This window comes from Leifsonia sp. McL0627 (assembly GCF_058244615.1).
Genome location: NZ_JBZCGM010000003.1, coordinates 91,462 through 117,433, shown reverse-complemented (window position 1 = coordinate 117,433; position 25,972 = coordinate 91,462). Strand labels below are relative to the sequence as shown.

36 protein-coding genes are annotated in these 25,972 nt (G+C 67.3%); 6 read left to right on the top strand and 30 right to left on the bottom strand.

Annotated features, from left to right (window positions below; genetic code table 11):
* Positions 1-7: 7 nt before the first annotated feature.
* Genes tsaE through glmS form a run of 4 tightly spaced genes read right to left on the bottom strand, consistent with a single transcriptional unit; the run spans position 8 to position 3,927 of the window.
* Entirely contained in the window at positions 8-538 is a 531-nt protein-coding gene (gene tsaE, locus AC37TH_RS08790; protein WP_490763982.1) for a tRNA (adenosine(37)-N6)-threonylcarbamoyltransferase complex ATPase subunit type 1 TsaE, read from the bottom strand.
* Positions 535-1,713: an alanine racemase gene (gene alr, locus AC37TH_RS08785; RefSeq protein WP_490763981.1), complete on the bottom strand. Its 1,179-nt coding sequence runs from the start codon at positions 1,711-1,713 to the stop codon at positions 535-537. The genes tsaE and alr overlap by 4 nt, the downstream gene beginning before the upstream one ends.
* Positions 1,710-2,066, bottom strand: coding sequence for a holo-ACP synthase (locus tag AC37TH_RS08780; protein ID WP_490763980.1), 357 nt, complete (start codon positions 2,064-2,066; stop codon positions 1,710-1,712). Before AC37TH_RS08780 ends, alr begins: the two co-directional genes overlap by 4 nt.
* Positions 2,067-2,076: 10 nt before the next feature.
* A complete protein-coding gene (gene glmS, locus AC37TH_RS08775; RefSeq protein ID WP_490763979.1) occupies positions 2,077-3,927 on the bottom strand; it encodes a glutamine--fructose-6-phosphate transaminase (isomerizing) in 1,851 nt (616 codons plus the stop codon).
* 43 nt (positions 3,928-3,970) lie between these two features.
* On the opposite strand from glmS, the gene coaA reads away from it, so the two are divergent.
* From coaA to AC37TH_RS08760, 3 genes are all read left to right on the top strand, one after another.
* Complete coding sequence (gene coaA, locus AC37TH_RS08770) at positions 3,971-4,936, top strand: type I pantothenate kinase (RefSeq protein ID WP_490763978.1); 966 nt, start codon at positions 3,971-3,973, stop codon at positions 4,934-4,936.
* Between the two features lie 126 nt (positions 4,937-5,062).
* Entirely contained in the window at positions 5,063-5,326 is a 264-nt protein-coding gene (locus AC37TH_RS08765; RefSeq protein ID WP_490763977.1) for a helix-turn-helix domain-containing protein, read from the top strand.
* 13 nt (positions 5,327-5,339) lie between these two features.
* Entirely contained in the window at positions 5,340-5,645 is a 306-nt protein-coding gene (locus AC37TH_RS08760; RefSeq protein WP_490763976.1) for a helix-turn-helix domain-containing protein, read from the top strand.
* A gap of 30 nt (positions 5,646-5,675) precedes the next feature.
* Here the strand turns inward: AC37TH_RS08760 and glmM are convergent, their stop codons facing one another.
* The 3 genes from glmM to rplM are packed head-to-tail and all read right to left on the bottom strand — an operon-like array spanning position 5,676 to position 8,055.
* Positions 5,676-7,037, bottom strand: a complete 1,362-nt coding sequence (glmM, locus tag AC37TH_RS08755) for a phosphoglucosamine mutase (protein ID WP_490763975.1) — start codon at positions 7,035-7,037, stop codon at positions 5,676-5,678.
* A gap of 27 nt (positions 7,038-7,064) precedes the next feature.
* On the bottom strand, positions 7,065-7,562 hold the full coding sequence (gene rpsI, locus AC37TH_RS08750; protein ID WP_490763974.1) for a 30S ribosomal protein S9: 498 nt from the start codon (positions 7,560-7,562) through the stop codon (positions 7,065-7,067).
* A gap of 46 nt (positions 7,563-7,608) precedes the next feature.
* Entirely contained in the window at positions 7,609-8,055 is a 447-nt protein-coding gene (rplM, locus tag AC37TH_RS08745; RefSeq protein ID WP_460630871.1) for a 50S ribosomal protein L13, read from the bottom strand.
* Between the two features lie 259 nt (positions 8,056-8,314).
* Here rplM and AC37TH_RS08740 point away from each other — a divergent pair, with 259 nt between their 5' ends.
* Positions 8,315-9,520 carry a sensor histidine kinase gene (locus AC37TH_RS08740; protein ID WP_490763973.1) on the top strand — a complete coding sequence of 402 codons (1,206 nt, stop codon included), beginning with the start codon at positions 8,315-8,317 and terminating at the stop codon, positions 9,518-9,520.
* Positions 9,517-10,176: a response regulator gene (locus tag AC37TH_RS08735; protein ID WP_490763972.1), complete on the top strand. Its 660-nt coding sequence runs from the start codon at positions 9,517-9,519 to the stop codon at positions 10,174-10,176. Before AC37TH_RS08740 ends, AC37TH_RS08735 begins: the two co-directional genes overlap by 4 nt.
* Positions 10,177-10,209: 33 nt before the next feature.
* On the opposite strand, the gene truA is transcribed toward AC37TH_RS08735, so the two are convergent.
* The gene (truA, locus tag AC37TH_RS08730) at positions 10,210-11,079 is read right to left on the bottom strand and encodes a tRNA pseudouridine(38-40) synthase TruA (RefSeq protein WP_490763971.1); all 870 of its coding nucleotides are present in this window, start codon (positions 11,077-11,079) and stop codon (positions 10,210-10,212) included.
* 89 nt (positions 11,080-11,168) lie between these two features.
* On the opposite strand from truA, the gene AC37TH_RS08725 reads away from it, so the two are divergent.
* Complete coding sequence (locus tag AC37TH_RS08725; RefSeq protein WP_490763970.1) at positions 11,169-13,220, top strand: acyltransferase family protein; 2,052 nt, start codon at positions 11,169-11,171, stop codon at positions 13,218-13,220.
* Between the two features lie 30 nt (positions 13,221-13,250).
* Here the strand turns inward: AC37TH_RS08725 and AC37TH_RS08720 are convergent, their stop codons facing one another.
* The 22 genes from AC37TH_RS08720 to rplP form a co-directional block, all read right to left on the bottom strand.
* The gene (locus AC37TH_RS08720; RefSeq protein WP_490763969.1) at positions 13,251-14,282 is read right to left on the bottom strand and encodes a GNAT family N-acetyltransferase; all 1,032 of its coding nucleotides are present in this window, start codon (positions 14,280-14,282) and stop codon (positions 13,251-13,253) included.
* Between the two features lie 79 nt (positions 14,283-14,361).
* On the bottom strand, positions 14,362-14,925 hold the full coding sequence (gene rplQ / locus AC37TH_RS08715) for a 50S ribosomal protein L17 (RefSeq protein WP_490763968.1): 564 nt from the start codon (positions 14,923-14,925) through the stop codon (positions 14,362-14,364).
* 69 nt (positions 14,926-14,994) lie between these two features.
* Entirely contained in the window at positions 14,995-15,990 is a 996-nt protein-coding gene (locus AC37TH_RS08710; protein ID WP_055894825.1) for a DNA-directed RNA polymerase subunit alpha, read from the bottom strand.
* A 125-nt stretch (positions 15,991-16,115) separates the two neighbouring features.
* Positions 16,116-16,514, bottom strand: a complete 399-nt coding sequence (rpsK, locus tag AC37TH_RS08705) for a 30S ribosomal protein S11 (RefSeq protein WP_055821293.1) — start codon at positions 16,512-16,514, stop codon at positions 16,116-16,118.
* Between the two features lie 41 nt (positions 16,515-16,555).
* A complete protein-coding gene (rpsM, locus tag AC37TH_RS08700) occupies positions 16,556-16,930 on the bottom strand; it encodes a 30S ribosomal protein S13 (protein WP_055894822.1) in 375 nt (124 codons plus the stop codon).
* A gap of 170 nt (positions 16,931-17,100) precedes the next feature.
* Entirely contained in the window at positions 17,101-17,214 is a 114-nt protein-coding gene (rpmJ, locus tag AC37TH_RS08695; RefSeq protein WP_021759549.1) for a 50S ribosomal protein L36, read from the bottom strand.
* A gap of 78 nt (positions 17,215-17,292) precedes the next feature.
* Positions 17,293-17,514 carry a translation initiation factor IF-1 gene (gene infA / locus AC37TH_RS08690; protein ID WP_021759551.1) on the bottom strand — a complete coding sequence of 74 codons (222 nt, stop codon included), beginning with the start codon at positions 17,512-17,514 and terminating at the stop codon, positions 17,293-17,295.
* Between the two features lie 186 nt (positions 17,515-17,700).
* Positions 17,701-18,531: a type I methionyl aminopeptidase gene (gene map, locus AC37TH_RS08685; RefSeq protein ID WP_490763967.1), complete on the bottom strand. Its 831-nt coding sequence runs from the start codon at positions 18,529-18,531 to the stop codon at positions 17,701-17,703.
* Between the two features lie 6 nt (positions 18,532-18,537).
* The gene (locus AC37TH_RS08680; protein WP_490763966.1) at positions 18,538-19,146 is read right to left on the bottom strand and encodes an adenylate kinase; all 609 of its coding nucleotides are present in this window, start codon (positions 19,144-19,146) and stop codon (positions 18,538-18,540) included.
* Positions 19,143-20,465: a preprotein translocase subunit SecY gene (gene secY / locus AC37TH_RS08675; RefSeq protein WP_490763965.1), complete on the bottom strand. Its 1,323-nt coding sequence runs from the start codon at positions 20,463-20,465 to the stop codon at positions 19,143-19,145. The genes AC37TH_RS08680 and secY overlap by 4 nt, the downstream gene beginning before the upstream one ends.
* 84 nt (positions 20,466-20,549) lie before the next feature.
* The gene (rplO, locus tag AC37TH_RS08670) at positions 20,550-21,281 is read right to left on the bottom strand and encodes a 50S ribosomal protein L15 (protein WP_490763964.1); all 732 of its coding nucleotides are present in this window, start codon (positions 21,279-21,281) and stop codon (positions 20,550-20,552) included.
* Positions 21,281-21,466 carry a 50S ribosomal protein L30 gene (gene rpmD / locus AC37TH_RS08665; RefSeq protein ID WP_085368811.1) on the bottom strand — a complete coding sequence of 62 codons (186 nt, stop codon included), beginning with the start codon at positions 21,464-21,466 and terminating at the stop codon, positions 21,281-21,283. Before rpmD ends, rplO begins: the two co-directional genes overlap by 1 nt.
* Positions 21,466-22,152 (bottom strand): 30S ribosomal protein S5, encoded by a 687-nt coding sequence (gene rpsE / locus AC37TH_RS08660; protein ID WP_490763963.1) that lies wholly within the window; start codon positions 22,150-22,152, stop codon positions 21,466-21,468. Before rpsE ends, rpmD begins: the two co-directional genes overlap by 1 nt.
* A gap of 29 nt (positions 22,153-22,181) precedes the next feature.
* Positions 22,182-22,553 carry a 50S ribosomal protein L18 gene (rplR, locus tag AC37TH_RS08655; RefSeq protein ID WP_490763962.1) on the bottom strand — a complete coding sequence of 124 codons (372 nt, stop codon included), beginning with the start codon at positions 22,551-22,553 and terminating at the stop codon, positions 22,182-22,184.
* A gap of 3 nt (positions 22,554-22,556) precedes the next feature.
* On the bottom strand, positions 22,557-23,093 hold the full coding sequence (gene rplF, locus AC37TH_RS08650) for a 50S ribosomal protein L6 (RefSeq protein WP_490763961.1): 537 nt from the start codon (positions 23,091-23,093) through the stop codon (positions 22,557-22,559).
* Positions 23,094-23,099: 6 nt separating this feature from the next.
* On the bottom strand, positions 23,100-23,498 hold the full coding sequence (gene rpsH, locus AC37TH_RS08645) for a 30S ribosomal protein S8 (RefSeq protein WP_490763960.1): 399 nt from the start codon (positions 23,496-23,498) through the stop codon (positions 23,100-23,102).
* A gap of 103 nt (positions 23,499-23,601) precedes the next feature.
* Complete coding sequence (gene rplE / locus AC37TH_RS08640) at positions 23,602-24,189, bottom strand: 50S ribosomal protein L5 (protein ID WP_490763959.1); 588 nt, start codon at positions 24,187-24,189, stop codon at positions 23,602-23,604.
* The gene (gene rplX, locus AC37TH_RS08635; protein WP_490763958.1) at positions 24,189-24,548 is read right to left on the bottom strand and encodes a 50S ribosomal protein L24; all 360 of its coding nucleotides are present in this window, start codon (positions 24,546-24,548) and stop codon (positions 24,189-24,191) included. Before rplX ends, rplE begins: the two co-directional genes overlap by 1 nt.
* A 3-nt stretch (positions 24,549-24,551) precedes the next feature.
* The gene (rplN, locus tag AC37TH_RS08630) at positions 24,552-24,920 is read right to left on the bottom strand and encodes a 50S ribosomal protein L14 (protein ID WP_490763957.1); all 369 of its coding nucleotides are present in this window, start codon (positions 24,918-24,920) and stop codon (positions 24,552-24,554) included.
* Positions 24,917-25,222 carry a 30S ribosomal protein S17 gene (gene rpsQ, locus AC37TH_RS08625; RefSeq protein WP_490763956.1) on the bottom strand — a complete coding sequence of 102 codons (306 nt, stop codon included), beginning with the start codon at positions 25,220-25,222 and terminating at the stop codon, positions 24,917-24,919. Before rpsQ ends, rplN begins: the two co-directional genes overlap by 4 nt.
* Positions 25,222-25,551, bottom strand: a complete 330-nt coding sequence (rpmC, locus tag AC37TH_RS08620; protein WP_490763955.1) for a 50S ribosomal protein L29 — start codon at positions 25,549-25,551, stop codon at positions 25,222-25,224. Before rpmC ends, rpsQ begins: the two co-directional genes overlap by 1 nt.
* The gene (gene rplP, locus AC37TH_RS08615) at positions 25,551-25,970 is read right to left on the bottom strand and encodes a 50S ribosomal protein L16 (protein ID WP_490763954.1); all 420 of its coding nucleotides are present in this window, start codon (positions 25,968-25,970) and stop codon (positions 25,551-25,553) included. Before rplP ends, rpmC begins: the two co-directional genes overlap by 1 nt.
* Positions 25,971-25,972 lie beyond the last annotated feature (2 nt).

The following is a 25,972-nucleotide window of genomic DNA, read 5'->3' as shown; positions in this document are numbered from 1 at the left end:
ATCCAGCCTAAACGGCTTCCGTGGCAGCGACGGCGGCCCAGCGCGGGCCGTACCCGGTCACCGTGACCGTGCGCGGCTCGTCCGCGTCCAGTTCGTCTTCGGTGGCGCTGTCGGCGGCGACTACGGCTCCCGCGCCCGTCGGCCGTGCGATCGTGACGTCGAGCCACGACTCTGCGACCCCGTCGAGCATCCCGGAACCCCACTCCACCACCACGACCGAGCGGGCGAAGTCGATGTCGAGGTCGTCGAGCTCCAGTGCGCTGCCGAGCCGGTAGGCGTCCACGTGGACGAGGGGTGCGCCTCCGACGACACTCGGATGCGTCCTCGCCAGCACGAACGTCGGGCTCGTCACAGGGCCGCGCACCTGCAGTCCGTCGCCGATGCCGCGGGTCAGCGTGGTCTTCCCTGCGCCGAGCGGCCCGCTCAGCACCACCAGGTCTCCTGCGCGCAGGATCGCGGCCAGTTCGATGCCGAGCGTGTGCATGTCCGCCGACGTCGGCACGACCCGCGTCGCCGGCGGCCAGAGGTAGCCGGTCACGGCGTCCCCAGGTAGCGGCGCCGCACCCTGGCTCCGATGCGGGTCACGATCTCGTAGTTGATGGTGCCGGCCGCCTCCGCCCAGTCGTCTGCGGACGGGACACCGGCCGCCGGATCGCCGAACAGCACGACGTCGTCGCCGACCTGCACGTCCTGATCGTCGACGTCGACCACGAACTGGTCCATCGCGATGCGGCCGCAGACCCGGAAGGTGCCCCCCGCGATCGACACCGGGGCCCGGTTGGAGGCGTGCCGCGGGATGCCTTCCGCGTAGCCGAGGGGAACGAGCGCCAGCGTGGTGTCGCCGGAGGTGCGGTACGTGTAGTCGTAGGAGACGCCCGTTCCGGCGGGGACCCGGCGCACGGCGGCGACGCTGCCGCGCAGCGTCATCACCGGGCGGAGACCCAGGTCGGCGCTCGAGCGGCCGGCCAGCGGCGACAGACCGTAGACGGCGATACCGAGGCGCACCATGTCGAACCGCGCCTCCGGTATGTTCAGGGCCGCGGCCGACGCCGCAAGGTGCCGCAGCTCCGGCTTCAGCCCCGCCGCCGCTGCCCGCTCGAGGCCGCGCGTGAAGACGGCGACGGCAGCGCGGTCGTCCTCCGGCGACGCGTTCGAGACGTGGCTGAACACGCCGCGCACGACGATGTCGCCCGCGTGCTCCAGGTCGCGGGCGCGGGCGAAGGCCGCGTCCCACTGGGGCTCGGAGATGCCATTGCGGCTGAGCCCGGTCTCCAGCTTCAGCTGCACGAACGCCTGCCCGTGCAGCTCTCCGCGCTCCACCAGGGCGCGCCGGGCCGCCGCGACCGCGTCGAGCTGGGCGATCGAGGAGACGCCGATGTCGACGCCGGCGGCGATGGCCGGTGCGAAGTCCGCATCCGGGTCGTGCAGCCAGGCGAGCACCGGGGCGTCGACCCCCGCGTCGCGCAGCTGCATCGCCTCGGTGAGATCGGCGACACCGAGCCAGTCGGCGCCTCCGGCGAGCGCCGCGCGGGCGCACTGCACCGCCCCGTGTCCGTAGGCGTTCGCCTTGACCACGGCCATCACGTGCTCGGTGCCGACCACGTCGCGCAGGTGGGCGACGTTCGCACTGAGCGCATCCAGGTCGATCACGGCCTCGCGGAATTCCGCGTGGCCGGCCGTCTGGTGCTCCCCGATCTGGTGCCCGCTCGTCAACTGTCCCTCTCCGTCACGACGAACGCCGTCGCGACCCCCGCGTCGTGCGTCATCGACACGTGGATGTGCGCAATGCCCCTGTCACGCACATCCCGCGCAACGACGTTGTGCAGTACGAAGCCCGGGTTCCGTTCGTCGTCCGCGACGATCTCCATGTCGTGCCAGCGCACGCCCTCCGAGCCGCCGAGCGCCTTGATCAGCGCCTCCTTGGCCGCGAACCGGGCCGCCAGCGAGTGCACGGGGAGCGCGCGCTCCGCCTCGGTGAAGAGCCGTTCCCGCAGGCGCGGCGTCCGCTCCATGGAGCGGGCGAAGCGTTCCAGGTCGACGACGTCGACCCCGATCCCGGCGATCACGGCGCCTCCGTCACTCGACGGTGACGGACTTGGCCAGGTTGCGCGGCTGGTCAACGTCGAGACCCTTGGCCGCGGACAGCTCCATGGCGAAGATCTGCAGCGGGACCACGGCCAGCAGCGGCTCGAACAGCGGCGCGGCGAGCGGGATGCGGATGACCTCGTCCGCGAACGGGAGAACGGCGGCGTCCCCTGCCTCGGCGATCGCGATGACGCGGGCGCCGCGGGCGCGGATCTCCTGGATGTTCGACACGACCTTCTTGTGCATCTCGTCCGACCAGCGCGGGGACGGGACGACGACGAAGACCGGCTGACCCGGCTCGATCAGCGCGATCGGGCCGTGCTTGAGCTCGCCGGCGGCGAAGCCCTCCGCGTGGATGTACGCGAGCTCCTTGAGCTTCAGCGCACCCTCCAGAGCGATCGGGTACCCGACGTGACGGCCGAGGAAGAGCACCGAACGGGTGTCGGACATCCACCTGGCCAGCTGGGCGATGGCGTCGTGCGACTCGAGGACGGACGCGATCTTCTCCGGAACGGCCTGCAGCTCGGCGATGGCATCGTGCTGCTGGACCTCCGTGAGCGTGCCGCGCACACGCGCCAGGTGCAGACCGAACAGGTAGAGCGCCGTGATCTGGGCGACGAACGCCTTGGTCGACGCGACGGCGACCTCCGGCCCGGCGTGCGTGTAGAGCGCCGCGTCCGACTCACGCGGGATGGTCGCGCCCTGGGTGTTGCAGACCGAGATGGCGGTCGCGCCGGCCTCACGGGCGTACTTGACGGCCATCAGGGTGTCCATCGTCTCGCCCGACTGGCTGATCGAGATGACCAGGGTGCCATCAGTGATGACCGGCTCGCGGTAACGGAACTCGTGGCTGAGCTCCACTGTGACGGGAACGCGCGCCCACTTCTCGATGGCGTAACTGCCGACCATGCCGGCGTACGCCGCCGTGCCGCAGGCGATGATGGTGATGCGGTCGATCCCGGCGAGCTTGCCATCGTCGAGCACGTCCAGCTCCGGGATGTGCACGGTGCCGTCGACGATCCGGCCGCGCAGAGTGTTCGCGACGGCGTCCGGCTCCTCGGCGATCTCCTTGGCCATGAACGACGACCAGCCGCCCTTCTCGGCGGCGGAGGCGTCCCAGGCGATCTCGAACGGCTCGACCTCGACCGGGGCACCGGAGAAGTCGGTGACCGTGACGGCGTCCGGGGTGATGGTGACGATCTGGTCCTGGCCGATGGCGAGGGCGTTGCGGGTGTGCTCGACGAACGCGGCGACGTCGGAGCCGAGGAAGTTCTCCCCCTCGCCCAGGCCGATCACCAGCGGCGAGTTGCGGCGCGCGCCGACGACCACGTGCGGCTGGTCCTTATGCAGGGCGAGCAGCGTGAACGCGCCCTCCAGGCGGGAGACCACGCGCTGGAACGCCTCGTTCAGATCGCCGGTGGTGCGGTACTCGCGGCCGAGGAGCACGGCGGCGACCTCGGTGTCGGTCTCCGACTCGAAGGTGAAACCGTCTGCGAGCAGTTCGTCGCGCAGGGTGGCGAAGTTCTCGATGATGCCGTTGTGGATGACGGCGAGCTTGCCGTCATCCCCGAGGTGCGGGTGCGCGTTGCGGTCGGTCGGTCCACCGTGGGTCGCCCAGCGGGTGTGGCCGATGCCGGTGCCGCCGTTCGGGATCGGGTGCGCCTCCAGCTCACCGGCGAGCGCGGACAGCTTGCCAGCCTTCTTCGCCGTGCCGAGCTGGCCGTCCGGGCCGATGACCGCGATACCGGCCGAGTCGTATCCCCGGTACTCCAGCCGCTTCAGGCCGCCGAGCAGGACCTCAACACTCTTGTCGGTACCGACGTACCCCACGATTCCACACATGCTGCCGATTTTAGCCTGGCGCGACACCCTAGACTTGTCGCCTATGGCGGTGAACGGCGCAGCACAGGGCGTATCCACAGGCAACGGCGACTCGTCCCCGTTCGTCGAGCTGGGCAGGGCCGACTGGGCCGACCTCGCACAGAGCACGCGGCTCCCGCTCAAGGAGACTGAGATCGTGCAGCTGCGCGGACTCGGCGATCCGCTCGACATGCGCGAGGTCGAAGAGGTCTATCTGCCGCTCAGCAGGCTGCTGAACCTGTACGTCGGCGGCGCCAAGCAGCTGCACAGGGTGACCAGCCAGTTTCTCGGCGAGCGGGCGGCGAGCACGCCGTTCGTGATCGGCGTCGCGGGTTCCGTCGCCGTCGGCAAGTCGACCATCGCCCGTCTTCTGCGCGAATTGCTGTCGCGCTGGGACGACACTCCCAGGGTCGAACTGGTCACCACCGACGGGTTCCTGCTGCCCAACGCCGAACTGGAACGCCGCGGCCTGATGGACAGGAAAGGCTTCCCCGAGTCGTACGACCGCCGAGCGCTGCTGCGCTTCGTCACCGCGGTCAAGAGCGGGGCGGCCGAGGTGCGGGCACCGTTCTACTCGCACCTCAGCTACGACATCGTGCCGGACGCGGAAATCGTCGTCCGCCGCCCGGACGTGCTCATCGTCGAGGGCCTCAACGTGCTGCAACCGGCCGGTGGAGGCAACCGTCTCGCCGTCAGCGACCTCTTCGACTTCTCCGTCTACGTGGATGCGCGCACCCGCGACATCGCGCACTGGTACGAGGAGCGCTTCCTCAAGCTGCAGCGCGGCGCGTTCACGAATCCCAAGTCGTACTTCCACCGCTTCGCCGAGCTCACCGAGGAGCAGGCCAGAGCGCGCGCATCCAGTATCTGGGAGTCGATCAACGAGCCCAATCTCACGCAGAACATCCGGCCGACGCGCTCGCGCGCCAAGCTGGTGCTGCGCAAGGGCGCGGATCACACGGTGAGTTCCGTGCTGCTGCGGAAGCTGTAACCGGGTTTCTACGCCCCAGTCGTAAATCACCGGGGCCTGTGCGCTCTGGTATTCAAAGCGCGTGTTATTCCATCATGAGGTATGGCCGCTCCTCACTCCCGCGCCGCTGAACTCTTCGGCGCACGCGTGCGCACCGCCAGAATCGCCCTCGGCCTCAGCCAGGAAGACGTCGCCCAACTCGCCGACATGCACTCGACGAACTACGGACGCATCGAGCGGGGAGAGGCGAACGCCGAACTGCACACGATCGTGCGCCTGGCGACCGCGCTCAACGTCGACCCTGGCGAACTGCTCGCCGGCCTCTACGGCGACGAACTGCTGCCGAAGCGGACGCGCTCGTACACCGTCGCCGATTTCATCGCATCCAGGAAGGCGGAGGACGGCCGCTGAGCCGCCAGGAAACATGCCAGCACACCGCTCGAACGCCGCAGCGATCCTCGGCGACCGCATCCGGGAGGCGCGGATCTCCCTCGGCCTGCCGCAGAGCGATATCGCCCACCTGGCCGGAATGGACGTCGCCAACTACGGCAAGCTCGAACGCGGCCAGAGCAACCCCACCCTGGAGACGCTCGTGCAGGTGGCGACCGTGCTGGGCGTCGACCTCGGAGCGGTCACCGCCGGCCTGAGTGGCGAGGACATGCTCCCGCCGTCCGAGCGGGTGTTCACGGCCGCGGACTTCATCGAAGCCCGCGGCCGCCGAACCCGCTAGCGAGATCGCCGCGGTGAGAAGACCGGTCCGCTAGAGCGACAGCCGCTCGCGCACGACCGTCGCGAGCTCTTCGGCGAGGCGCTCCGCCGTGTGGATGTCAGCCGCCTCGACCATGACGCGCACCAACGGCTCCGTGCCGGAGGGGCGCAGCAGCACCCGGCCGGTGTCGCCGAGTGTGGCCTCCGCGGTCTGCACGGCCGCCTTGAGGCCGTCGTCCGTGTGCACGGCGTGGTGGTCGACGTTCTTGACGTTCACCATCACCTGCGGGTAGACGGTCATCACCTGGGCGAGCTCGGCGAGGGACTTGCCCTGACGCGCCATCTCGCTCAGCAGGTGCAGGCCGGTCAGGATGCCGTCGCCCGTCGTCGCGAACTGACGCATGATGACGTGCCCGGACTGCTCCCCGCCGAGGGAGTAGTCGTTCTTGTTCATTTCTTCGAGCACGTAGCGGTCGCCGACCGCGGTCTCGACCACCCGGATGCCGTTGTCGCGCATCGCGAGCTTCAGCCCGAGGTTGCTCATCACCGTGGCGACGAGGGTGTCATCGCGGAGCTTGCCGCGCTGCTTCATGCCGACCGCGAGGATCGCCATGATCTGGTCGCCGTCGACGATGTTGCCGTTGGCGTCGATCGCGAGACACCGGTCCGCGTCTCCGTCGTGGGCGATGCCGACGTCGGCACCCGCCGCGAGGACGGCCTCGGCGAGCTTGTCGAGGTGCGTGGATCCGACTCCGTCGTTGATGTTCATGCCGTCCGGCGCGTCGCCGATGACGGTGACGCGGGCGCCGGCGTCCGTGAACACCTCCGGTGAGACGCCGGCCGCCGCGCCGTGGGCGCAGTCGAGCACGACGTGGATGCCGTCGAGGCGGTACGGAAGGCTCGCCAGCAGGTGGAGGACGTAGCGGTCCTCCGCGTCGGCGAACCGGCGGATGCGGCCGACGGCGGCTCCGGTGGGGGCGAGCTTCTCGAGGGAGAGGTGCTCTTCGATCCTGTTCTCGACGATGTCGGGCAGCTTGGTGCCGCCGCGAGCGAAGATCTTGATGCCGTTGTCCGGCGCCGGGTTGTGCGACGCGGAGACCATGACACCGAAGTCGGCGTCGAAGTCCGCGATCAGGAAGGCGGCCGCCGGCGTCGGGATGACCCCGGCGTCGTAGACGTCGATGCCGGAGCTCGCGAGTCCGGCCGACACAGCCGCAGAAATGAACTCGCCGGAGACCCGGGGGTCACGGGCGACGATCGCCTTCGGGCGTTTGCCCTCGGCACGCCGCGCCTCCGCGCTGCGGCCTTGCGTCAGGACAGCAGCAGCTGCCTGAGCAAGGCCGAGCGCGAGGTCGGCGGTGAGACTACCGTTCGCGAGTCCGCGGACTCCGTCGGTTCCGAAGAGGCGTGGCATAAACCGAAGCCTAAGCGCTGTCGACGCTTAGCGCTTGGAGAACTGCGACGCCTTGCGGGCCTTCTTGAGACCGGCCTTCTTGCGCTCGATGACGCGAGCGTCACGAGTGAGGAAGCCCGCCTTCTTGAGGGTGGCACGGTTGTTCTCGCGGTCGATCTCGTTGAGGGCACGAGCGATCGCGAGGCGCAGTGCGCCGGCCTGGCCGGAAGGGCCGCCGCCGGTGATGCGTGCGATGACGTCGTAGCCGCCGATGAGGTCGAGGACCTTGAACGGGTCGGTGATCAGCTGCTGGTGCAGCTTGTTCGGGAAGTAGTCGGCGAACTCACGGCCGTTGACCGTGATGCTGCCGGAGCCCGGGACGAGGCGCGCGCGGGCGATGGCCTGCTTGCGACGGCCGACGGCCGCACCGGGAACGGTGAGGACGGGGCGCTGCGTCTGGGGGGCCTCGGAGGCCGGGGTTTCGGTCGAGTAGGACTCGACGTTGTCGGCCTGAGCCGACTCGATGCTGTCTGCGATCTTCGCCACGATGGTGATAATCCTTTATCTCTGAGTCTGAAGGGTCTGTCGGGCGCTACTGAGCGACCTGGCCGAGGGTGTACGGCTTCGGCTGCTGGGCGGCGTGGGGGTGCTCGCTGCCCGTGTAGACCTTCAGCTTGCGGAGCTGAGCGCGGCCGATCGAGTTCTTGGGGAGCATTCCGCGAACGGCCTTCTCCACAGCGCGGATCGGGTTCTTCTCGAGGAGCTCGGCGTAGGTGACAGCCGAGAGGCCGCCCGGGTAACCGGAGTGGCGGTACGCCTTCTTCTGAGCCGCCTTGGCGCCGGTGAGGGCGACCTTGTCGGCGTTCACGATGATGACGAAGTCGCCGGAGTCCATGTGGGGGGCGAAGGTCGCCTTGTGCTTTCCACGGAGGAGAGCGGCGGTGTGGCTGGCGAGACGGCCGAGCACGACGTCAGTCGCGTCGATGATGAGCCAGTCGCGCTGGATCTCGTCTGCCTTCGGGGTGTAAGTGCGCGTCACAGTAGTGGCTGCTTTCTGTATCGAACGGAGGTGTTCGTGAATCCCACTCCCTGGCTGTTCCGCTCCTGGATGAGGAGAGAACCTGCCCTTCGGAGGGCTCACGTTCGTGTGTCGCACCGCAGAGGCGCGGACACCAAAGATCAATAGTACGCGACAGGCGGGATGCCGGTCAAACCGCGGGCGGGATGCTCTCACCCTCAGGGCTGAAATCGGGCCGAATCCGATGCGGTGAGGTCCGCCGCCCCCTAGCGTGATGCCCATGGTCAAGCTTCTTCCCGCCGTGCAACGGTACATCGAACCGGTGATCGCGATCGCGTTCTTCACGTTCTGGACGTTCGCAGAGGTCGGTCGCCACCAGCTCGTCGCCGGCTCCCTCAGGTACACGCTCCCGTGGTGGGCTGCGCTCCTCGGCGTCTCTCTGGCCATCGCAATCTGCCGGATCTGGCCGATGATCGCCATGGCCCTCTCGATCGGCGTCGTGGCCGGTCAGTTGTTCGTTCCGGCTGCGGCGTTCGGGGCGGACTACGGGTCGACGGACTGGACCATGGTGCTGGGATACATTCTCGTGGTCATCGGCGTGAGTGCGCGCGTCCGCGAACGGTTCCGAGCGCTGTCATTTGTCTTTGCAATCGCGCTTGCCATCGCAACAGCCTTCGTCAACAGGCCGATCGGGCTCGACATCGTCGGCGTCTTCGGCAGCTCAATTCTGGCGTTTGTCAGCGCCTGGCTGCTCGGGTTCTTCGGCCGAGCGTGGCAGCAGAAGCTCCGGAGCGACGCGCTCCTCGCAAAGACCTCCGACGACCTCCGCAGCGCCGAAGTGGACCTGCTGGTGTCCCAGGAGCGCGACCGCATCGCCCAGGATGTGCACGACATCATGGCGCACTCGCTCTCGGTGATCATCGCCCAGGCGGACGGCGCCCGGTTCGTGGCGCCCGCCCGCCCCGAGGCAGTAGCCGAGTCGCTGGAGAACATCGCGGCGTCCGCCCGCACATCGCTCACCGAGGTGCGGATGCTCATCCAGACCCTCGTCGCCGACCCGGTCGGCCACTCGACCCCGACCATCCGGGACATCGACGAGCTGGTCGAACGGATGCGCACCGCCGGGCTCGACGTCCAGCTCGACCAGTTCGGCGCCGCCGAGCCGCTCACCGGGGCGCAGGAGCTTGCGGTCTACCGCATCGTGCAGGAAAGCCTGACGAACGCCCTGAAGCACGCCGGGGCCGAGCCGTCAGCCCGCGTCTCGCTCGACTGGCGCGGCCAGGGTCTCGCCATCGCCGTCTCCTCGCGGGGCACGGCGGGCGAGCGGCCAGCGCGCAGCACGACCGCACGGGGCCTGTACGGGATGCACGAACGCGCCAGACTGGCCGGCGGCTGGCTGACGGCCGGAGAGGACGACGACGCGACCTCCGGCTACCTCGTCACCGCGTTCATCCCCACCACCGCTATCGTCGAGCAGGCGTCGTGAGCGTCATCCGGGTGGCGGTCGTCGACGACCAGGTCCTGTTCTGCTCCGGTCTCGCCATGCTGATCGAGTCGCAGCCGGACCTCGAATTCGCCGGGTCTGCGCACGACGGGGAGGCGGCGGTCGCCCTGGTCGCGCGGGAGAAGCCGGATGTGGTGCTGATGGATGTGCGGATGCCCGTCCTCGACGGCATCGCGGCGACCGAGCGCATCCTGGCGGAAGCGGCGGCGTCCACCGAGCGGAACGACGCCCCGAGGATCATCGTCCTCACCACGTTCCAGCGGGACGAAGCCGTCGCGCGGGCGGTGCGCGCGGGCGCCTCCGGATTCATCATGAAGGACACGACGCCCGAGTTCGTGCTCGCGGCCATCCGAACGGTCGACGCCGGGCACGCCGTGATCGCGCCCAAGGACGTTGCCGACCTCTTCGGCGCCGAGCGACGCCCACCGTCACCGGATGCCATCGCCGGTCTGTCCGCCCGCGAGAAGGAGGTGTTCCTCCTCGCCGCTCGCGGTCTCAGCAACGCCGAGGTCGGCCAGACGTCCTTCATCAGCGAGGCGACGGTGAAGAGTCACATGCGGAGCATCCTCGCCAAGCTGGGGCTCTCCTCGCGCGTGCAGCTGGTCGCGTTCGCCTACGAGAACGGCCTCGTGCGCTGAACCGGCGCCTGCGCACCGACAGGACGGCCGGGCTCAGAGGCTCCGCCGCGCCCTCGTCTGCTCCGCCCGGATGGCGAGCCCGACATCGTCCGGGTATCCCACCTGCTTCAGCGTGAGTCCGCGCGCGGGCATCACGGCGAATGCATTGGTGCGCAGCCGGTCCTCGCGCAGCGACACGAGGTCCTCCGGCGTCAGCTTGCCGTCTCCGACGGTCACGCACGCTCCGACGAGCGCGCGCACCATGCTGTGGCAGAACGCGTCGGCCTTCACCTCGGCGACCAGCACGCCGTCCTCGTCCCTGCGCCAGCCGAAGTTCTGCAGCGTCCGGATGGTCGTCGCGCCGTCGCGCGGCTTGCAGTAGCTTGCGAAGTCGTGGAGTCCGAGCAGCCCGACGGCGGCCGCATCCATCGCGTCGACATCGAGCGGGGCGGAGACCCACGCGGTGCGGTGACGCTGGAGCGGGTCGCGGACAGCGGACGGGTCGGCGATCCGGTACTCGTAGCGCCGCCAGATCGCCGAGAAGCGTGCGTCGAAACCCGGCGGCGCGACGCTCGCGGACGAGACGATCACATCGGAGACCGGCCCCAGCACGCCGTTGACCCTGCGCGCGAGCGTGACGCCCGTCGGGTACACCGGATGCGTGCCCCGGCGACGCTCCAGGCTCGCCACCTGCTTCTGCCCCAGATCGACATGGGCGACCTGGCCCGTCGCGTGCACTCCGGCGTCCGTACGACCGGCGACCGTGAGCGTTGGCGCGTCACCGTGCCTGCGGAAGATGGTCGCGAGAGCGGACTCGAGCTCGCCCTGCACCGTCCGCAGCCCGGGCTGGCGCCCCCAGCCGTTGAAGTCGGTGCCCTGGTATGCGATGTCGAGCCGGAAACGGGTCGTCGCCAGGTCAGTCACCTTCCCATTTTAGGGAAGCGCTTCGGGCGTGCGGCGCCGACTGTCAGAAGCCGTTGCTATCGTGGTGCCTTCGCAATCCCCGACCAGCTATGACACCACAGACTTCCTCCCGCGCCCCCAGCACCTCGCCCACCAGAACACTCCCGTCGCATCCCGGCCCGCGACCCCGGCTGACCGTCCGGCCCTCCGTCACCGTCCGTCCGCTCGGGCACCCGCCGTTCGCCGGCAGAGCCGAACGATCTGCCCGCCGCTACGCGGGGCTCGACGGGCTGCGTGCGTTCGCCGTGGCCGCTGTGCTCGTCTACCACCTGTTCCCCGGCATCCTGCCAGGCGGGTTCATCGGCGTCGACGTCTTCTTCGTGGTGAGCGGCTTCCTGATCACCAGCCTCCTGATGCGCGAGCGCGGCACGACGGGTCGCATCGACCTGCGTGGATTCTGGGTCAGGAGGGCGAGACGCCTCGTTCCGGCCATCGTGCTGCTGGTCGTGGTGTGCTCGGCGGCGGCGCTGGCCGTCGGCGGCGACGTGCTGGTGGGCCTGCCCCGGCAGATCCTCGGCGCTGCGACGTTCAGCGCCAACTGGCTCTCCATCGCGGCGGACAGCAGCTACTTCTCCCAGGATGCGCCGGAGCTGTACCGCAACCTCTGGTCGCTCGCCGTCGAGGAGCAGTTCTACCTGGTCTGGCCGCTGGTCATCGTCGCCATCGCACTGCTGCGACAGTGGTGGGCGCGCCTCGCCGTCGTCTCTGCGGTCGCGGCCGCGTCGGCCGCGTCGATGTTCCTGCTCTTCCCGGCGGACGGCGACGCGACCCGCGTCTACTTCGGCTCGGACACCCACAGTTTCGGGCTGGCCATCGGCGCCGCGCTCGCCATCCTGCTCGCCAGGACGCGCCCGCTCGACCTCGACGCGGGAGAGACGGCGATGCAGGTGTTCGTCCGGCGCTGGCTGCCCCCGCTCGGGCTGCTGTCGCTGGCGGGACTAGTCGGCGCCTGCGTGCTGCTGCGCGACGAAGCGGCGTTCACGTACCGCGGTGGCCTGGTGCTCGTGAGCGTCCTCAGCGCGTTCGCCATCTGGGCGGCTGTCGCACCGGGCTCACGGCTCGGACGCCTCCTCGACGGTCGCCCGCTGCAGGCCGTGGGCCGGCGTTCATACGGCCTGTACCTGTGGCACTGGCCGGTGTTCGTCCTCGTCTGCGCCATCGTCCCGGATGAACACGATCCGGCCATGGCGCCGATCGTCGGCTTCGGCGCGCTCGCGATCGCCTCCGCCGCAGCGTTCCTGTCCTACCGCTGGGTAGAGCAACCTATCCGCCGGCACGGGATGCGCGGCACGACCGCCGCCATCCGCTCCCGGATGCGCGCCTCCCGGGCAGCGAGAGCGCGCGGCATCGTCGTCGCGTCCGTCGCAGCGGCCCTCTCGGCCGCGACCGTCGCAGCGATGATTGTCGCTCCGTCCGCCACGGGCGCGCAGCGCTACATCGAGAACGGGACGGCATCCCTCGGCGGCCAGCCCTCCGGCGACCACCGGACGGGCGACCGGTACCGGCCAGGCGACGGCACCCCGCACGACCGGCCGCACCTGCGCGTCCCGCCCGACCCGCATCCGGTCGCCACCGGTGCCGATATCTCCGCGTTCGGCGACTCGGTGATGCTCGCGTCGGCTCCCGCACTGCAGGAACGCTTTCCCGGCATCCGGATCGATGCGGTGGTCTCGCGGCAGATGAGCGCGGCTCCCGACCTGCTCCGCACCGCGGCCGCGGCGGGCGAGCTCCGCCCCGTGGTCCTCGTCGGACTCGGCACCAACGGGTCGATCAGCGACGACACGCTCTCCGCGATCACCGACGCGATCGGGCCGCGCAGAAAGCTCGTCCTCGTCACCGTGCAGGCCCCGCGCTCCTGGACGGACGGCGTCAACACCACCATCGCCGGTTTCGCGGCGACCCACGCCAGCCAGGTCGCCGTCATGCCCTGGCGGGAGGACATCACCGGCAAGCTCGACCTCCTCGCCGACGACCAGATCCACCCGGGCCACCGCGGCGGCCTCGTCTACGCCGACGCGCTCCAGGATGCACTGCTCACCCTGGCCGACCGCTCCCCCGGCGTGGCCGACCCGTGGGACCAGGCCGGGCCGCGGCCACAGTAGCGGCCACAGTAGCGGCCGCTACGCGACCCGTCAGTACTCCCTCACCAGGCTGACCTCGGCGGTCGTGCGCACGAACCCCATACCGGTGTACAGGCCGAGCGCTCCCGACGGGTTCTCCGCATCCACCGACAACGTCACCTTCTCCCAGCCGAGCGCCTTGCACGCCTCCATCGCCCGCCCGAGCAGCGCCGGGGCGATTCGATTGCCGCGGGCGCTGCGCACGGTGCCGACCATGCCGATGTACGCTCCGGTGAAGCCCTGATGCTGCCAGTCCTCCTCGTTCACCTGGTTGAGCACGAACCCGACGACCTCGTCTCCCCGCAGGGCGAGGAACGAGACGTCCGGGCGGAACGTGCCGCCGATCCAGGCCGCCCACTGCTCCTCGCTCATCGGCTGGCTCCCCCAGTGATCCCGGAACGAATCGTTGTGGGCGACCAGGGCGTCGGCGGAGAGTTCGTCGCTGTACGGCACGATCCGGAAGCCGTCCGCCGGCTCGACGGCGGGGATCGAGTCGGCCAGGTCGCGTTCCAGGTTGAAGAAGTAGCGCACGGTCTCGAAGCCGTCGCGATGGAACAACCGAACGGCGTCCTCCGAGCGCTCGTCGGCGTACGCCAGGATCCAGGCGGGGAGACGCTTGGTCGACGCGGCGACCTTCTGCTCCGCGCGAGCCCGCGACCAGGCGAGCAGCTCCCGCCCGATGCCGCGGCCACGCACCTTTGGATGCACGCCGCCCTCCAGGAAGACGCGTACGAGCGACTCCTGCAGCGGCGGCATGGTCGTCACGCCGACCGCAAGCAGCCGACCGTCGCCGCCGAATCCGAGGATGGTGTCCGTCGCAAGATCGATGAACGAGTAACCGAACAGCTCCTCCACCTCCTCGCGGGTGTGCAGCCATTCGGGGTGGTCCACCGCATCCATCGCGCGCTGCGCCTCCGTCACGGCGTCGATGTCGGCCTCCGTGGCGGGACACCACTCGGCGACCAGTGGATGCGCTGGACGGTGCGACGGCGGGGCCGTCATGCGCTCGTTCACGGGCAGGAGATCGTCGGCGAGGTCGGTCATGCTTTCAGCCTAACGACGGGCGGAGAACGACGAAGGCCCCGCATCCAGTGGATGCGGGGCCTTCGAGAACCGTGGGAGGTTACGCCTTCTCGGCCTCAGCCTCGGCGGTGGTCTCCTCGGGGGTGACCTCGGCGTCGGCGGTGGTCTCCTCGACGACCTCAGCCGCCGCGACCTCAGCCTCTGCGGCCTCGGTGGAGGCTGCCTCGGCCGGAGCCTCGTCGGCGGCCGGAGCAGCCTTCGGAGCCGCAGCCTTCGACGACTTGGTCGACTTCACCTTCGGGGTGACGGGCTCGAGCACGAGCTCGATCTGCACCATCGAGGCGTTGTCACCCTTGCGGAAGCCCAGCTTGGTGATGCGGGTGTATCCGCCATCACGCTCGGCGACCAGCGGAGCGATCTCGGTGAACAGCTCGTGCACCACACCCTTGTCGTGGATGGTGGCGAGCACGCGACGGCGGGCGTGCAGGTCGCCGCGCTTCGCGAACGTGATGAGACGCTCGGCGATCGGACGCAGGCGCTTCGCCTTGGTCTCCGTGGTCTTGATGCTCTTGTGGGTGAAGAGCGCAGCGGCCAGGTTGGCGAGCATCAGGCGCTCGTGCGCGGGACCGCCTCCGAGGCGGGGGCCCTTGGTGGGCTTAGGCATGATCGGTTATCTCCAGTTGTAAAAGTCGACAGTGTCGATGAATCAGGTGGCGTCGTCGGAAGACAAGCCTCAGATGGTGGTCTCGTCTTCTTCGTAGCCGCTGTAGAAGTGGGCGCCGTCGAAGCCGGGGACCGAGTCCTTGAGCGAAAGGCCCATCTCGGTCAGCTTGTCCTTGACCTCATCCACCGACTTCTGACCGAAGTTGCGGATGTTCATCAGCTGCGTCTCCGAGAGCGAGACGAGCTCGCTCACGGTGTTGATGCCCTCGCGCTTGAGGCAGTTGTACGACCGGACCGACAGGTCGAGGTCTTCGATCGGCATCGACAGCTCGGAGCTGAGGACGGCGTCGACCGGCGCGGGGCCGATCTCGATGCCCTCGGCAGCGGTGTTGAGCTCGCGAGCCAGACCGAACAGCTCGGTCAGCGTGCGACCCGCCGAAGCGATGGCGTCGCGCGGGCTGATCGCCGGCTTGGTCTCGACGTCGACCACCAGGCGGTCGAAGTCGGTGCGCTCACCGGCACGCGTCGCCTCGACGCGGTAGGTGACCTTGAGGACGGGCGAGTAGATCGAGTCGATCGGGATCTGACCGGCTTCGCTGTACTCGTTGCGGTTCTGCGTGGCCGACACGTAGCCGCGGCCGCGCTCGATCGTGAGCTCGACCTCGAACTTCGCCTTGTCGTTGAGCGTCGCGATGACGAGCTCCGGGTTGTGGATCTCCACACCGGCCGGAGCCGAGATGTCCGCAGCGGTGACCTGGCCGGAGCCGGTCTTGCGAAGGTAGGCCGTGATCGGCTCGTCGTGCTCGCTGGAGACGACGAGTCCCTTGATGTTCAGGATGATCTCGGTGACGTCTTCCTTGACACCCGGGACCGTGCTGAACTCGTGCAGCACGCCATCGATGCGGATGCTGGTGACAGCCGCGCCGGGGATCGAGGACAGCAGGGTGCGGCGAAGCGAGTTGCCGAGGGTGTAACCGAAGCCGGGCTCGAGGGGCTCGATCACGAACCGCGAGCGGAACTCGGAAATGTTCTCTTCGGCGAGCGTAGGACGCTGTGCAATGAGCACTGTTGATTCCTTTCGGCTAAGTGTCCGCTATATGACACTTGCGATTTGCGCGCCGGGATCGATGACGGTCATCCGCCACCGATCCCCGCCTGCGCGAAAATGGATACTGAGAGAACTACTACTGCTTAGACGCGGCGACGCTTCGGCGGGCGGCAACCGTTGTGCGCCTGCGGGGTCACGTCGTTGATCGAACCGACCTCGAGGCCGGCGGCCTGAAGCGAACGGATCGCGGTCTCGCGGCCGGAGCCCGGTCCCTTGACGAAGACGTCGACCTTCTTCATGCCGTGCTCCTGCGCCTGACGCGCAGCAGACTCGGCGGCGAGCTGAGCGGCGAACGGGGTCGACTTGCGCGAACCCTTGAAGCCGACGCCGCCGGACGATGCCCAGCTGATGACCGCACCGGTGGTGTCGGTGATCGAAACGATGGTGTTGTTGAACGTCGACTTGATGTGGGCCTGGCCCACGGCGATGTTCTTCTTCTCTTTCTTGCGCGGCTTGCGAACGGCCGACTTGGGTGCTGCCATGATTTCTCCTGAATCCTATGGGCGAGGCTGCTGGCGAGGGCCTAGCGAGCCTTCTTCTTGCCGGCCACGGTGCGCTTCGGGCCCTTGCGGGTGCGAGCGTTGGTCTTGGTGCGCTGGCCGCGGACCGGGAGGCCCTTGCGGTGGCGGATTCCCTCGTAGCTGCCGATCTCGACCTTGCGTCGGATGTCGGCCGCGACCTCGCGGCGGAGGTCACCCTCGACCTTGAAGTTGCCTTCGATGTAGTCGCGGAGCGCGACGAGCTGGTCGTCGGACAGATCCTTGACGCGGATGTTGCCGTCGATCGCGGTGTCGGCGAGGGTCTTCAGAGCCCGCGTGCGGCCGACGCCGTAGATGTAAGTGAGTGCGACTTCCACGCGCTTCTCGCGCGGGATGTCAACGCCTGCTAGACGTGCCATTGTGGCTTCTCCTGTGAGTGAGTGGAGGTCTGCAGCAGTTCCGGTGCCCCGGCCTCCAACCGGGGGTGTCCCCCGCCGTGCTCACGCACCGCAGGATCTGGAACTGCCATATTTCGATATTGAGTTATGGGTGGCCGGCGGGAAATGCATCCCACCGGCCGGAACCGCGATTAACCCTGGCGCTGCTTGTGGCGCGGGTTCTCGCAGATGACCATGACCCGGCCGTTGCGACGGATGACCTTGCACTTGTCGCAGATCTTCTTGACGGAGGGCTTGACCTTCATATTTCTTTACCTTTGTTCGCTGTCCTCGTACCTCGCCAGGGGCAACCCGGTGGCGGGGCCGTTACTTACAGCAGACCTTTACTTGTAGCGGTAGACGATCCGGCCACGGGTCAGGTCGTATGGGCTCAGCTCCACGATCACGCGGTCCTCGGGGAGGATGCGGATGTAGTGCTGGCGCATTTTGCCGGAGATGTGGGCAAGAACCTTGTGGCCGTTGGTCAACTCAACGCGGAACATCGCATTGGGGAGAGCTTCGACAACAGATCCTTCGATCTCGATGACGCCGTCTTTTTTGGCCATAGCCTCACTGTCGCTAAAAGTCGTGGTTTGCTGGTCGTGCGTTGATTGTGGTGACGGCACGCAAGAAACGTGCCTAAGACACCAAGGATCAATCTTATGGGATTGTCTGGCGTTTCGCCAATCCTTGTGTATGATCCGTGCACGCTCTGCGCGAACGGGCCGGTCACAGCGCCATTCGGCGTGCGGTCAGGCGAACGGCGTCGGCGTGATCCCGAAGGGGGCGAGGCCCGCTGCGCCGCCGTCGGCGGCGGTCAGCACCCAGATGCCGTCTTTGTGCACCGCGACACTGTGCTCCCAGTGGGCGGCAGCAGTGCCGTCCTCGGTGGCGACGGTCCAGCCGTCGTCCTTGACGTAGGTCTCCGGGTCGCCGACGACGACCATCGGCTCGATCGCGACGACGAGCCCGGGCTTCACTTCAGGACCCTTGGCGCGCACGCGATAGTTGAAGACCGGGGGCTCCTCGTGCATCTTGCGCCCGATGCCGTGGCCGATGTAGTCGGTGAGGATGCCGTACGCCCCCTGCGAGAGGATGTAGTCCTCCACCGCTTCGCCTACCTCATTGAGGTGAGTAGCCGTCGCGAGCCTGGCGATACCGTGCCACAGCGATTGCTCCGTGACGTCGGCGAGCTTCTGGCGCTCGGCGACGACCTCCGGCCTGGCCGGATCGGGAACGACGAAGGTGCGGGCGGAGTCTCCGTTCCACCCGGCCAGGATCGCGCCGCTGTCGATGGAGACGATGTCTCCCGGCTGCACGATGCGCGAGCCGGGGATGCCGTGCACGACTTCGTCGTTGACGGACGAGCAGATCGTGTGGTGATAGCCATGCTCGAGCTTGAAATTCGGCTGGCCGCCGGCGGCGACGATCGCGGCCTCTGCCACCTCATCCAGCTGCAGGGTCGTGACCCCGGCAACCAGAGCATCCCGTACGGCGTCGAGGGAGGCCGCTGTCGCGAGCCCCGGGGCGACCATCAGCCGGAGTTGCGCCGGCGACTTGTAGATCGAACGCTTGAAGACCAACGGACCCTATGCCACAGACTGGTCGCGCTCGGAGACGGGAAGGATGCCCCTGTCGGCCAGCGCGGACTTGATGCGGGCCGCGACCTCGTCCATGTCGCCGAGTCCGTCGACCTCGACCAGCAGGCCGCGGGAACGGTACACGTCGATCAGCGGGGACGTCTCGCGCACATAGACCTCCTGGCGATGCCGGATGGCCTCCTCGGAGTCGTCTGCACGACCCTGCTCCTGCGCGCGCTTCGTGAGGCGTGCCACGATCTCATCCTGGTCGGCGACCAGCTGGATGACCGCGTCGAGCTTCTGGCCGTTCTTCTCGAGCAGCTCGTCCAGGTATGCGACCTGGTCGAGCGTGCGCGGGTAGCCATCGAGCAGGAAGCCCGCCTTGGCGTCGTCCTCCGCGATGCGGTTGGTGACGAGCTCGTTGGTGAGGCTGTCCGGAACGTAGTCGCCCGCGTCGACGATCGCTTTGACCTGCAGGCCGAGCGGCGTCTTGTTCTTGATGTTGGCCCTGAAGATGTCGCCCGTGGAGATGTCGGGGATCCCGTACGCGGTGGTGATGCGAGAGGCCTGAGTGCCCTTGCCCGCTCCGGGAGGTCCGACGATCAGCATACGGGTCAACGCAGAAGCCCTTCGTAGTGCCGCTGCTGGAGCTGGGAGTCGATCTGCTTGACCGTCTCCAATCCGACACCGACGATGATCAGGATGGATGTGCCGCCGAACATGAAGTTCTGACTGGCTCCGATTATCGCAAACGCCACCAAGGGGATCAGCGCGATCAAACCCAGATAGATCGATCCGGGGAGGGTGACGCGTGTGAGCACGTAGTCGAGGTACTCCGCGGTCGGACGCCCTGCACGGATGCCGGGGATGAAGCCGCCGTACTTCTTCATGTTGTCCGCAACCTCTTCCGGGTTGAACGTGATGGCGACGTAGAAGTACGTGAAGCCGACGATCAGCAGGAAGTAGAGCAGCATATAGAGCGGGTGGTCGCCCTTGGTGAGATAGTTCGTGATCCAGGTCACCCAGGGAGCCGGGGCTTTGCCTGCGGCGGGCTGATTGAACTGTGCGATCAGCGCGGGCAGATACAACAGCGACGACGCGAAGATCACGGGCACGACGCCCGCCATGTTGACCTTGATCGGGATGTACGTGTTGTTTCCGCCGTAGGTGCGCCTGCCGACCATCCGTTTGGCGTATTGCACCGGGATGCGCCGCTGCGATTGCTCGACGAAGACGACGGCCATCACGATCAGCAACCCGATCGCGATCACGATCAGCAGCGTCTCGATGCTCTGCGACTGGGCGATGGCCCACAGCGAGCTCGGGAACTGAGCCGCGATCGAGGTGAAGATGAGGAGGGACATGCCGTTGCCGATGCCGCGCTCGGTCACGAGCTCGCCCATCCACATGATGAGGCCGGTTCCGGCGGTCATGGTGATGACCATGAGCATGATCGCGTACCAGGAGTCGTCCGTGATGAGCTGGGTGCACTGCGAGACGGCGGTGGTGCCGAAGAGCGCGCCGCTGCGGGCGACGGTGATCAGCGTGGTCGACTGGAGGACGCCGAGCGCGATCGTGAGGTAACGCGTGTACTGCGTGAGCTTGGCCTGACCGGCCTGACCCTCTTTGTAGAGCGTCTCGAAGCGCGGAATGACCACGCGCAACAGCTGCACGATGATCGACGCGGTGATGTACGGCATGATGCCGAGCGCGAAGATCGAGAGTTTGAGGAGCGCGCCACCCGAGAACAGGTTGACGAGCGAGTAGAGACCAGAAGTGTCCTGGTTGGCGTTGAGACAGGTCTGCACATTGCCGAAATCGACGAACGGCGCCGGGATGAACGAGCCAAGGCGGAACAGGGCGATGACGCCCAAGGTGAAGGCGATCTTCCGGCGAAGATCTGGTGTGCGGAAGATCCGCGCAACGGCGCTAAACAAAAGTGCGTCCTGCTTTCCTGTAAGGAGTCAGCCGGGTGACCGGAAGAAATACCGGTCACCCGACTGTACAGCTTTACGGTGTGGCTACTTGACCGAGCCACCCGCGGCGACGATCTTCTGCTCGGCAGAGCCGGAGACCTTGTCGACCGCAACGTTCAGCTTAACCGCAATGTCCCCGTTACCGAGAACCTTGACCTTCTCGTTCTTACGAACGGCGCCCTTGGCGACGAGGTCGATGACCGTGACGTCACCACCCGACGGGTAGAGCTCGGCGAGCTTCTCCAGGTTCACGACCTGGTACTCGACGCGGAACGGGTTCTTGAAGCCGCGAAGCTTCGGAGCCCGCATGTGGAACGGCAGCTGGCCACCCTGGAAGCCGGGGCGCACCGAGTAGCGCGCCTTCGTTCCCTTGGTACCGCGACCGGCCGTCTTACCCTTGGAACCCTCACCGCGTCCGACGCGGGTCCGGTCTTTCTTGGATCCGGCGGCGGGGCGCAGGTGGTGGACCTTGAGCACGTGCTCGCGGGTCTCAGCAGGGGCTGCCTTCTTGGCCGGGGCCTTCGCGGCCGGCTTTTCAGCCTTGGCGACGGTCTCGTCCTTCGAAGAGGCTGCTGCCTTGGCCGGAGCCTTGGCAGCCGGAGCCTTCTTCTCGGCGGTCTTCTTCTCAGCGGCCGGCTTGTCGGCAGCGGCCTTCGCCGGAGCCTTCTTGGCCGGAGCCTTGTCGGCTGCTGCCTTGGCCGGAGCCTTGGCAGCGGTCTTCTTCTCGGCGGCCGGCTTGGCGGCAGCCTTGGTGGTTGCTTCCTTTTCGTCAGCCATTAGTCAATCTCCTCGACCTTAACCAGGTGAGCGACGGTCTTGACGTACCCGCGGTTCTGCGAGTTGTCCTCGCGAACGACGACGTCACCGATGCGCTTGAGTCCCAGGCTGCGAAGGGTGTCGCGCTGGTACTGCTTCTCACTTACTTTGGACTTGATCTGCGTGATCTTCAGACGCGCAGCCATCAGGCACCTGCCTTCGCGGTCGCGGCGGCCTCGGCCGCCTGGGCCTCGGCACGCAGCAGGTGAGCCGGAGCCACCTGGTCGTAGTCGAGTCCGCGGCGAGCGGCAACGGCACGAGGTTCCTCGAGCTGCTGCAGCGCCTCGACGGTCGCGTGCACGATGTTGATCGTGTTGGACGAACCGAGCGACTTGCTCAGGACGTCGTGGATGCCGGCGCACTCGAGGACGGCGCGGACAGGACCACCGGCGATAACACCGGTACCTGGTGCGGCGGGGCGCAGGAGCACCACACCGGCGGCGGCCTCACCCTGCACGGGGTGCGGGATGGTGTTGCCGACGCGCGGGACGCGGAAGAAGTTCTTCTTCGCCTCTTCGACGCCCTTCGAGATCGCCAGCGGCACCTCACGGGCCTTGCCGTAGCCGACACCGACCAGTCCGTTGCCGTCTCCGACGACGACGAGGGCGGTGAAGCTGAAGCGACGTCCACCCTTGACGACCTTCGAGACGCGGTTGATGGTCACAACGCGCTCGAGGAACTGGCTCTTGTCCTGGTCGCGGCTGCCGCGATCACGGTTGGGGTTGCGCTCGCGACCACCACGGCGTGCCTCACGGGGCTCGCTCTGGGTGCTGGTGGTCGATGCCGCAGTCTCAACCGGCGCCTGCGCGTCGGTCGTCTGCTCAGAGGCCACGGTTTGCTCCTTGTTGTTCTGTTCGTCGCTCACAGGTTCAATCCACCCTCTCGAGCTCCTTCGGCGACAGCTGCGACGCGACCCGCGTACTTGCTGCCACCACGGTCGAATACGACGGCCTCGACGCCCGCGCTCTTCGCGCGCTCGGCGACGAGCTCGCCGACCTTGCGCGCCTTGGCGGTCTTGTCGCCGTCGAAGCTGCGGAGGTCCGCCTCCATCGTCGAAGCCGACGCGAGGGTGTGACCCTTGCTGTCGTCGACGATCTGCACGAAGACGTGACGAGCCGAGCGGTTGACGACCAGGCGGGGACGGACCGCGGTGCCCTCGACCTTCTTGCGAAGGCGGGTGTGACGGCGTCCACGCGCTGCGGACTTGCTCTTTCCTCTGGTTCCGAGAGCCATGGTTTACTTACCAGCCTTTCCGGCCTTGCGGCGGACAACCTCGCCGGCGTAGCGCACACCCTTGCCCTTGTAGGGCTCGGGCTTGCGGATCTTGCGGATGTTGGCGGCGACCTCACCGACGGCCTGCTTGTCGATGCCGCTGACCGTGAGCTTGTTGTTGCCCTCGACCGTGAACGTGATGCCCGCGGGCGGCTCGACGCTCACCGGGTGCGAGAAGCCGAGCGCGAACTCGACGCCCGCGCCCTTCTGCGCGACGCGGTAACCGGTGCCGACGATCTCGAGTCCCTTGGAGTAGCCCTCGGTGACGCCGATGATCTGGTTGTTGATCAGGGTGCGGGTCAGGCCGTGGAGCGAACGCGATGCGCGCTCGTCGTCCGGACGGGTGACGAGCACCTGTCCCTCTTCCAGCTTGACCTCGATCGGGGTGGCGACGGTGAGGCTGAGCTCACCCTTCGGCCCCTTGACGGTGACGGCCTGGCCGTCGATCTTCACATCGACCCCGGTAGGGATGACGATGGGCAGTCTTCCAATACGCGACATGACGAACTACCACACGTAGGCGAGGACTTCCCCACCCACGCCCTTCTTCTCAGCCTGACGGTCGGTGAGCAGACCGGAGGAGGTGGACAGGATGGCGACGCCGAGCCCGCCGAGGACCTTCGGGATCTCCGTGGACTTCGCGTAGACGCGGAGTCCGGGCTTCGAGACGCGCTTGATGCCGGCGATGGAACGCTCGCGGTTCGGACCGAACTTGAGGCCAAGCGTGAGGGTCTGGCCGACGCGGGCGTCGCTGACCTCCCAATTCGCGATGTAACCCTCGGACTTGAGGATGTCGGCGATGTGCGCCTTGAGCTTCGAGTGCGGCATGGACACGGTGTCGTGGTGCGCCGAGTTCGCGTTGCGCAGTCTGGTCAGCATGTCTGCGACCGGATCTGTCATTGTCATTGCAGTGTTTCCTTTGTTCACCAGGTTTCGTTCAGCCGTTACACGACTGACGACCTGTGGTGGAAGCGGGCCGGCCGGATCGGCCGGCCCGACAGGGTGAGGACTAGTTCGCGGTCTCGTTGGAACGGAAGGGGAAGCCGAGCTGCTTGAGCAGCGCGCGGCCCTCTTCGTCGTTCTTCGCGGTGGTCACCACAGTGATGTCCATTCCGCGGACGCGGTCGATGCGGTCCTGATCGATCTCGTGGAACATCGCCTGCTCCGTGAGACCGAACGTGTAGTTGCCCGTGCCGTCGAACTGCTTGTCCGACAGACCGCGGAAGTCGCGGATACGGGGAAGCGCAAGAGAGAGCAGGCGGTCGAGGAACTCCCACATGCGGTCGCCGCGCAGCGTGACGTGCGCGCCGATCGGCTGACCCTCGCGCAGCTTGAACTGCGCGATGGACTTGCGGGCCTTGGTGACCTGCGGCTTCTGACCGGTGATCTTGGTGAGGTCTGCGACCGCACCGTCCATGACCTTGCCATCACGAGCAGCCTCGCCGACACCCATGTTGACGACGATCTTGACGAGCGTCGGCACCTGGTGCGGGTTGGTGAAGCCGAGCTCGGACGACAGCTGGGCTGCGATCTCGTTCTTGTACTTCTGCTTGAGACGCGGCTGGATTTTGCCAGCAGCGGTTGCAGTGTCGGTCATTACAGGTCCTTACCTGACTTCTTGGCGTAACGAACGCGGACCGTCTTGGTGACGCCGTCCTTCGTGACAGTCTCGTTGCGGAAGCCGACGCGGGTCGGCTTCTTGGTCTCGGGGTCGACGAGCGCCACGTTGGAGACGTGGATGGGAGCCTCGTGCGTCTCGATGCCGCCGGTCTTCGTGCCACGCTGCGTCTGTCCGACGCGAACGTGCTTGGTGACGAAGTTGACGCCCTCGACGATGACGCGGTTCCTCTCGACGAGGACCTCGATCACGCGACCCTGCTTGCCCTTGTCGCCTCCGCGCGCCTGTGACGCACCCGAGATGACCTGGACCAGGTCGCCCTTCTTGATGTTCGCCATGTGTTACAGCACCTCCGGAGCCAGCGAGATGATCTTCATGAACTTCTTGTCGCGGAGTTCGCGACCGACCGGTCCGAAGATGCGGGTACCGCGGGGGTCCCCGTCGTTCTTCAAGATCACTGCGGCGTTCTCATCGAACTTGATGTATGAGCCGTCCGCGCGGCGGGTGTTCTTCACCACGCGCACGATGACAGCCTTGACGACGTCGCCCTTCTTGACGTTGCCGCCAGGGATCGCGTCCTTGACCGTGGCGACGATCGTGTCGCCCAGGCCGGCGTAGCGACGACCGGATCCACCGAGAACACGAATCGTGAGGAGCTCCTTGGCTCCCGTGTTGTCGGCGACCTTGACGCGGGATTCCTGCTGAATCACTTGGCCTTCTCCAGAATCTCAACCAGGCGCCACCGCTTGGAGGCGCTCAGCGGACGGGTCTCGTTGATGAGAACGAGGTCGCCGATGCCGGCGGCGTTGTTCTCATCGTGCGCCTTCACCTTGGAGGTGCGGCGGATGACCTTGCCGTACAGGGGGTGCTTCACGCGGTCTTCGACCTCGACGACGATGGTCTTGTCCATCTTGTCGCTGACGACGTAACCGCGACGGGCCTTGCGGTAACCACGGACGAGGGCCTCGTCGGCCGCCGACTCCGCGGCCGCAGCCTTGGTGGTCTCAGCCATTACTTGGCCTCCTCAGTCTCAGTCTCGGCGGCCTCGGCTGCCGGAGCTGCCTTCTTCGCCTTGGTCTTCTTCTCGGCCTTCGCGTCGGCGACCTCGGCGGGGGCCGGGGTGGCCCTGATACCGAGCTCACGCTCACGGATGACCGTGTAGATACGAGCGATGTCGCGCTTCACGGCGCGCAGGCGGCCGTGGCTCTCGAGCTGGCCGGTGGCCGACTGGAAGCGCAGGTTGAACAGCTCTTCCTTGGCCTTCTTCAGCTCGTCGACGAGACGCTCGTCTTCGAAAGTGTCGAGCTCCGCGGGTGCGAGCTCCTTAGATCCGATCGCCATTACGCGTCGCCCTCCTCGCGCTTGATGATGCGTGCCTTGAGCGGCAGCTTGTGAATTGCACGGGTCATGGCCTCGCGAGCGAGCTGCTCCTCGACACCAGAGACCTCGAAGAGGACTCGACCCGGCTTGACGTTGGCGACCCACCACTCCGGCGAACCCTTACCGGAACCCATGCGGGTTTCGGCCGGCTTCTTCGTGAGCGGACGGTCGGGGTAGATGTTGATCCACACCTTGCCGCCACGCTTGATGTGACGGGTCATCGCGATACGAGCTGCCTCGATCTGACGGTTCGTCACGTACGCGGGGGTCAGGGCCTGGATACCGAACTCGCCGAAGGAGACCTTCGTGCCACCAGTGGCCTGGCCGGAACGGCCGGGGTGGTGCTGCTTGCGGTGCTTGACTCTACGTGGGATCAACATGG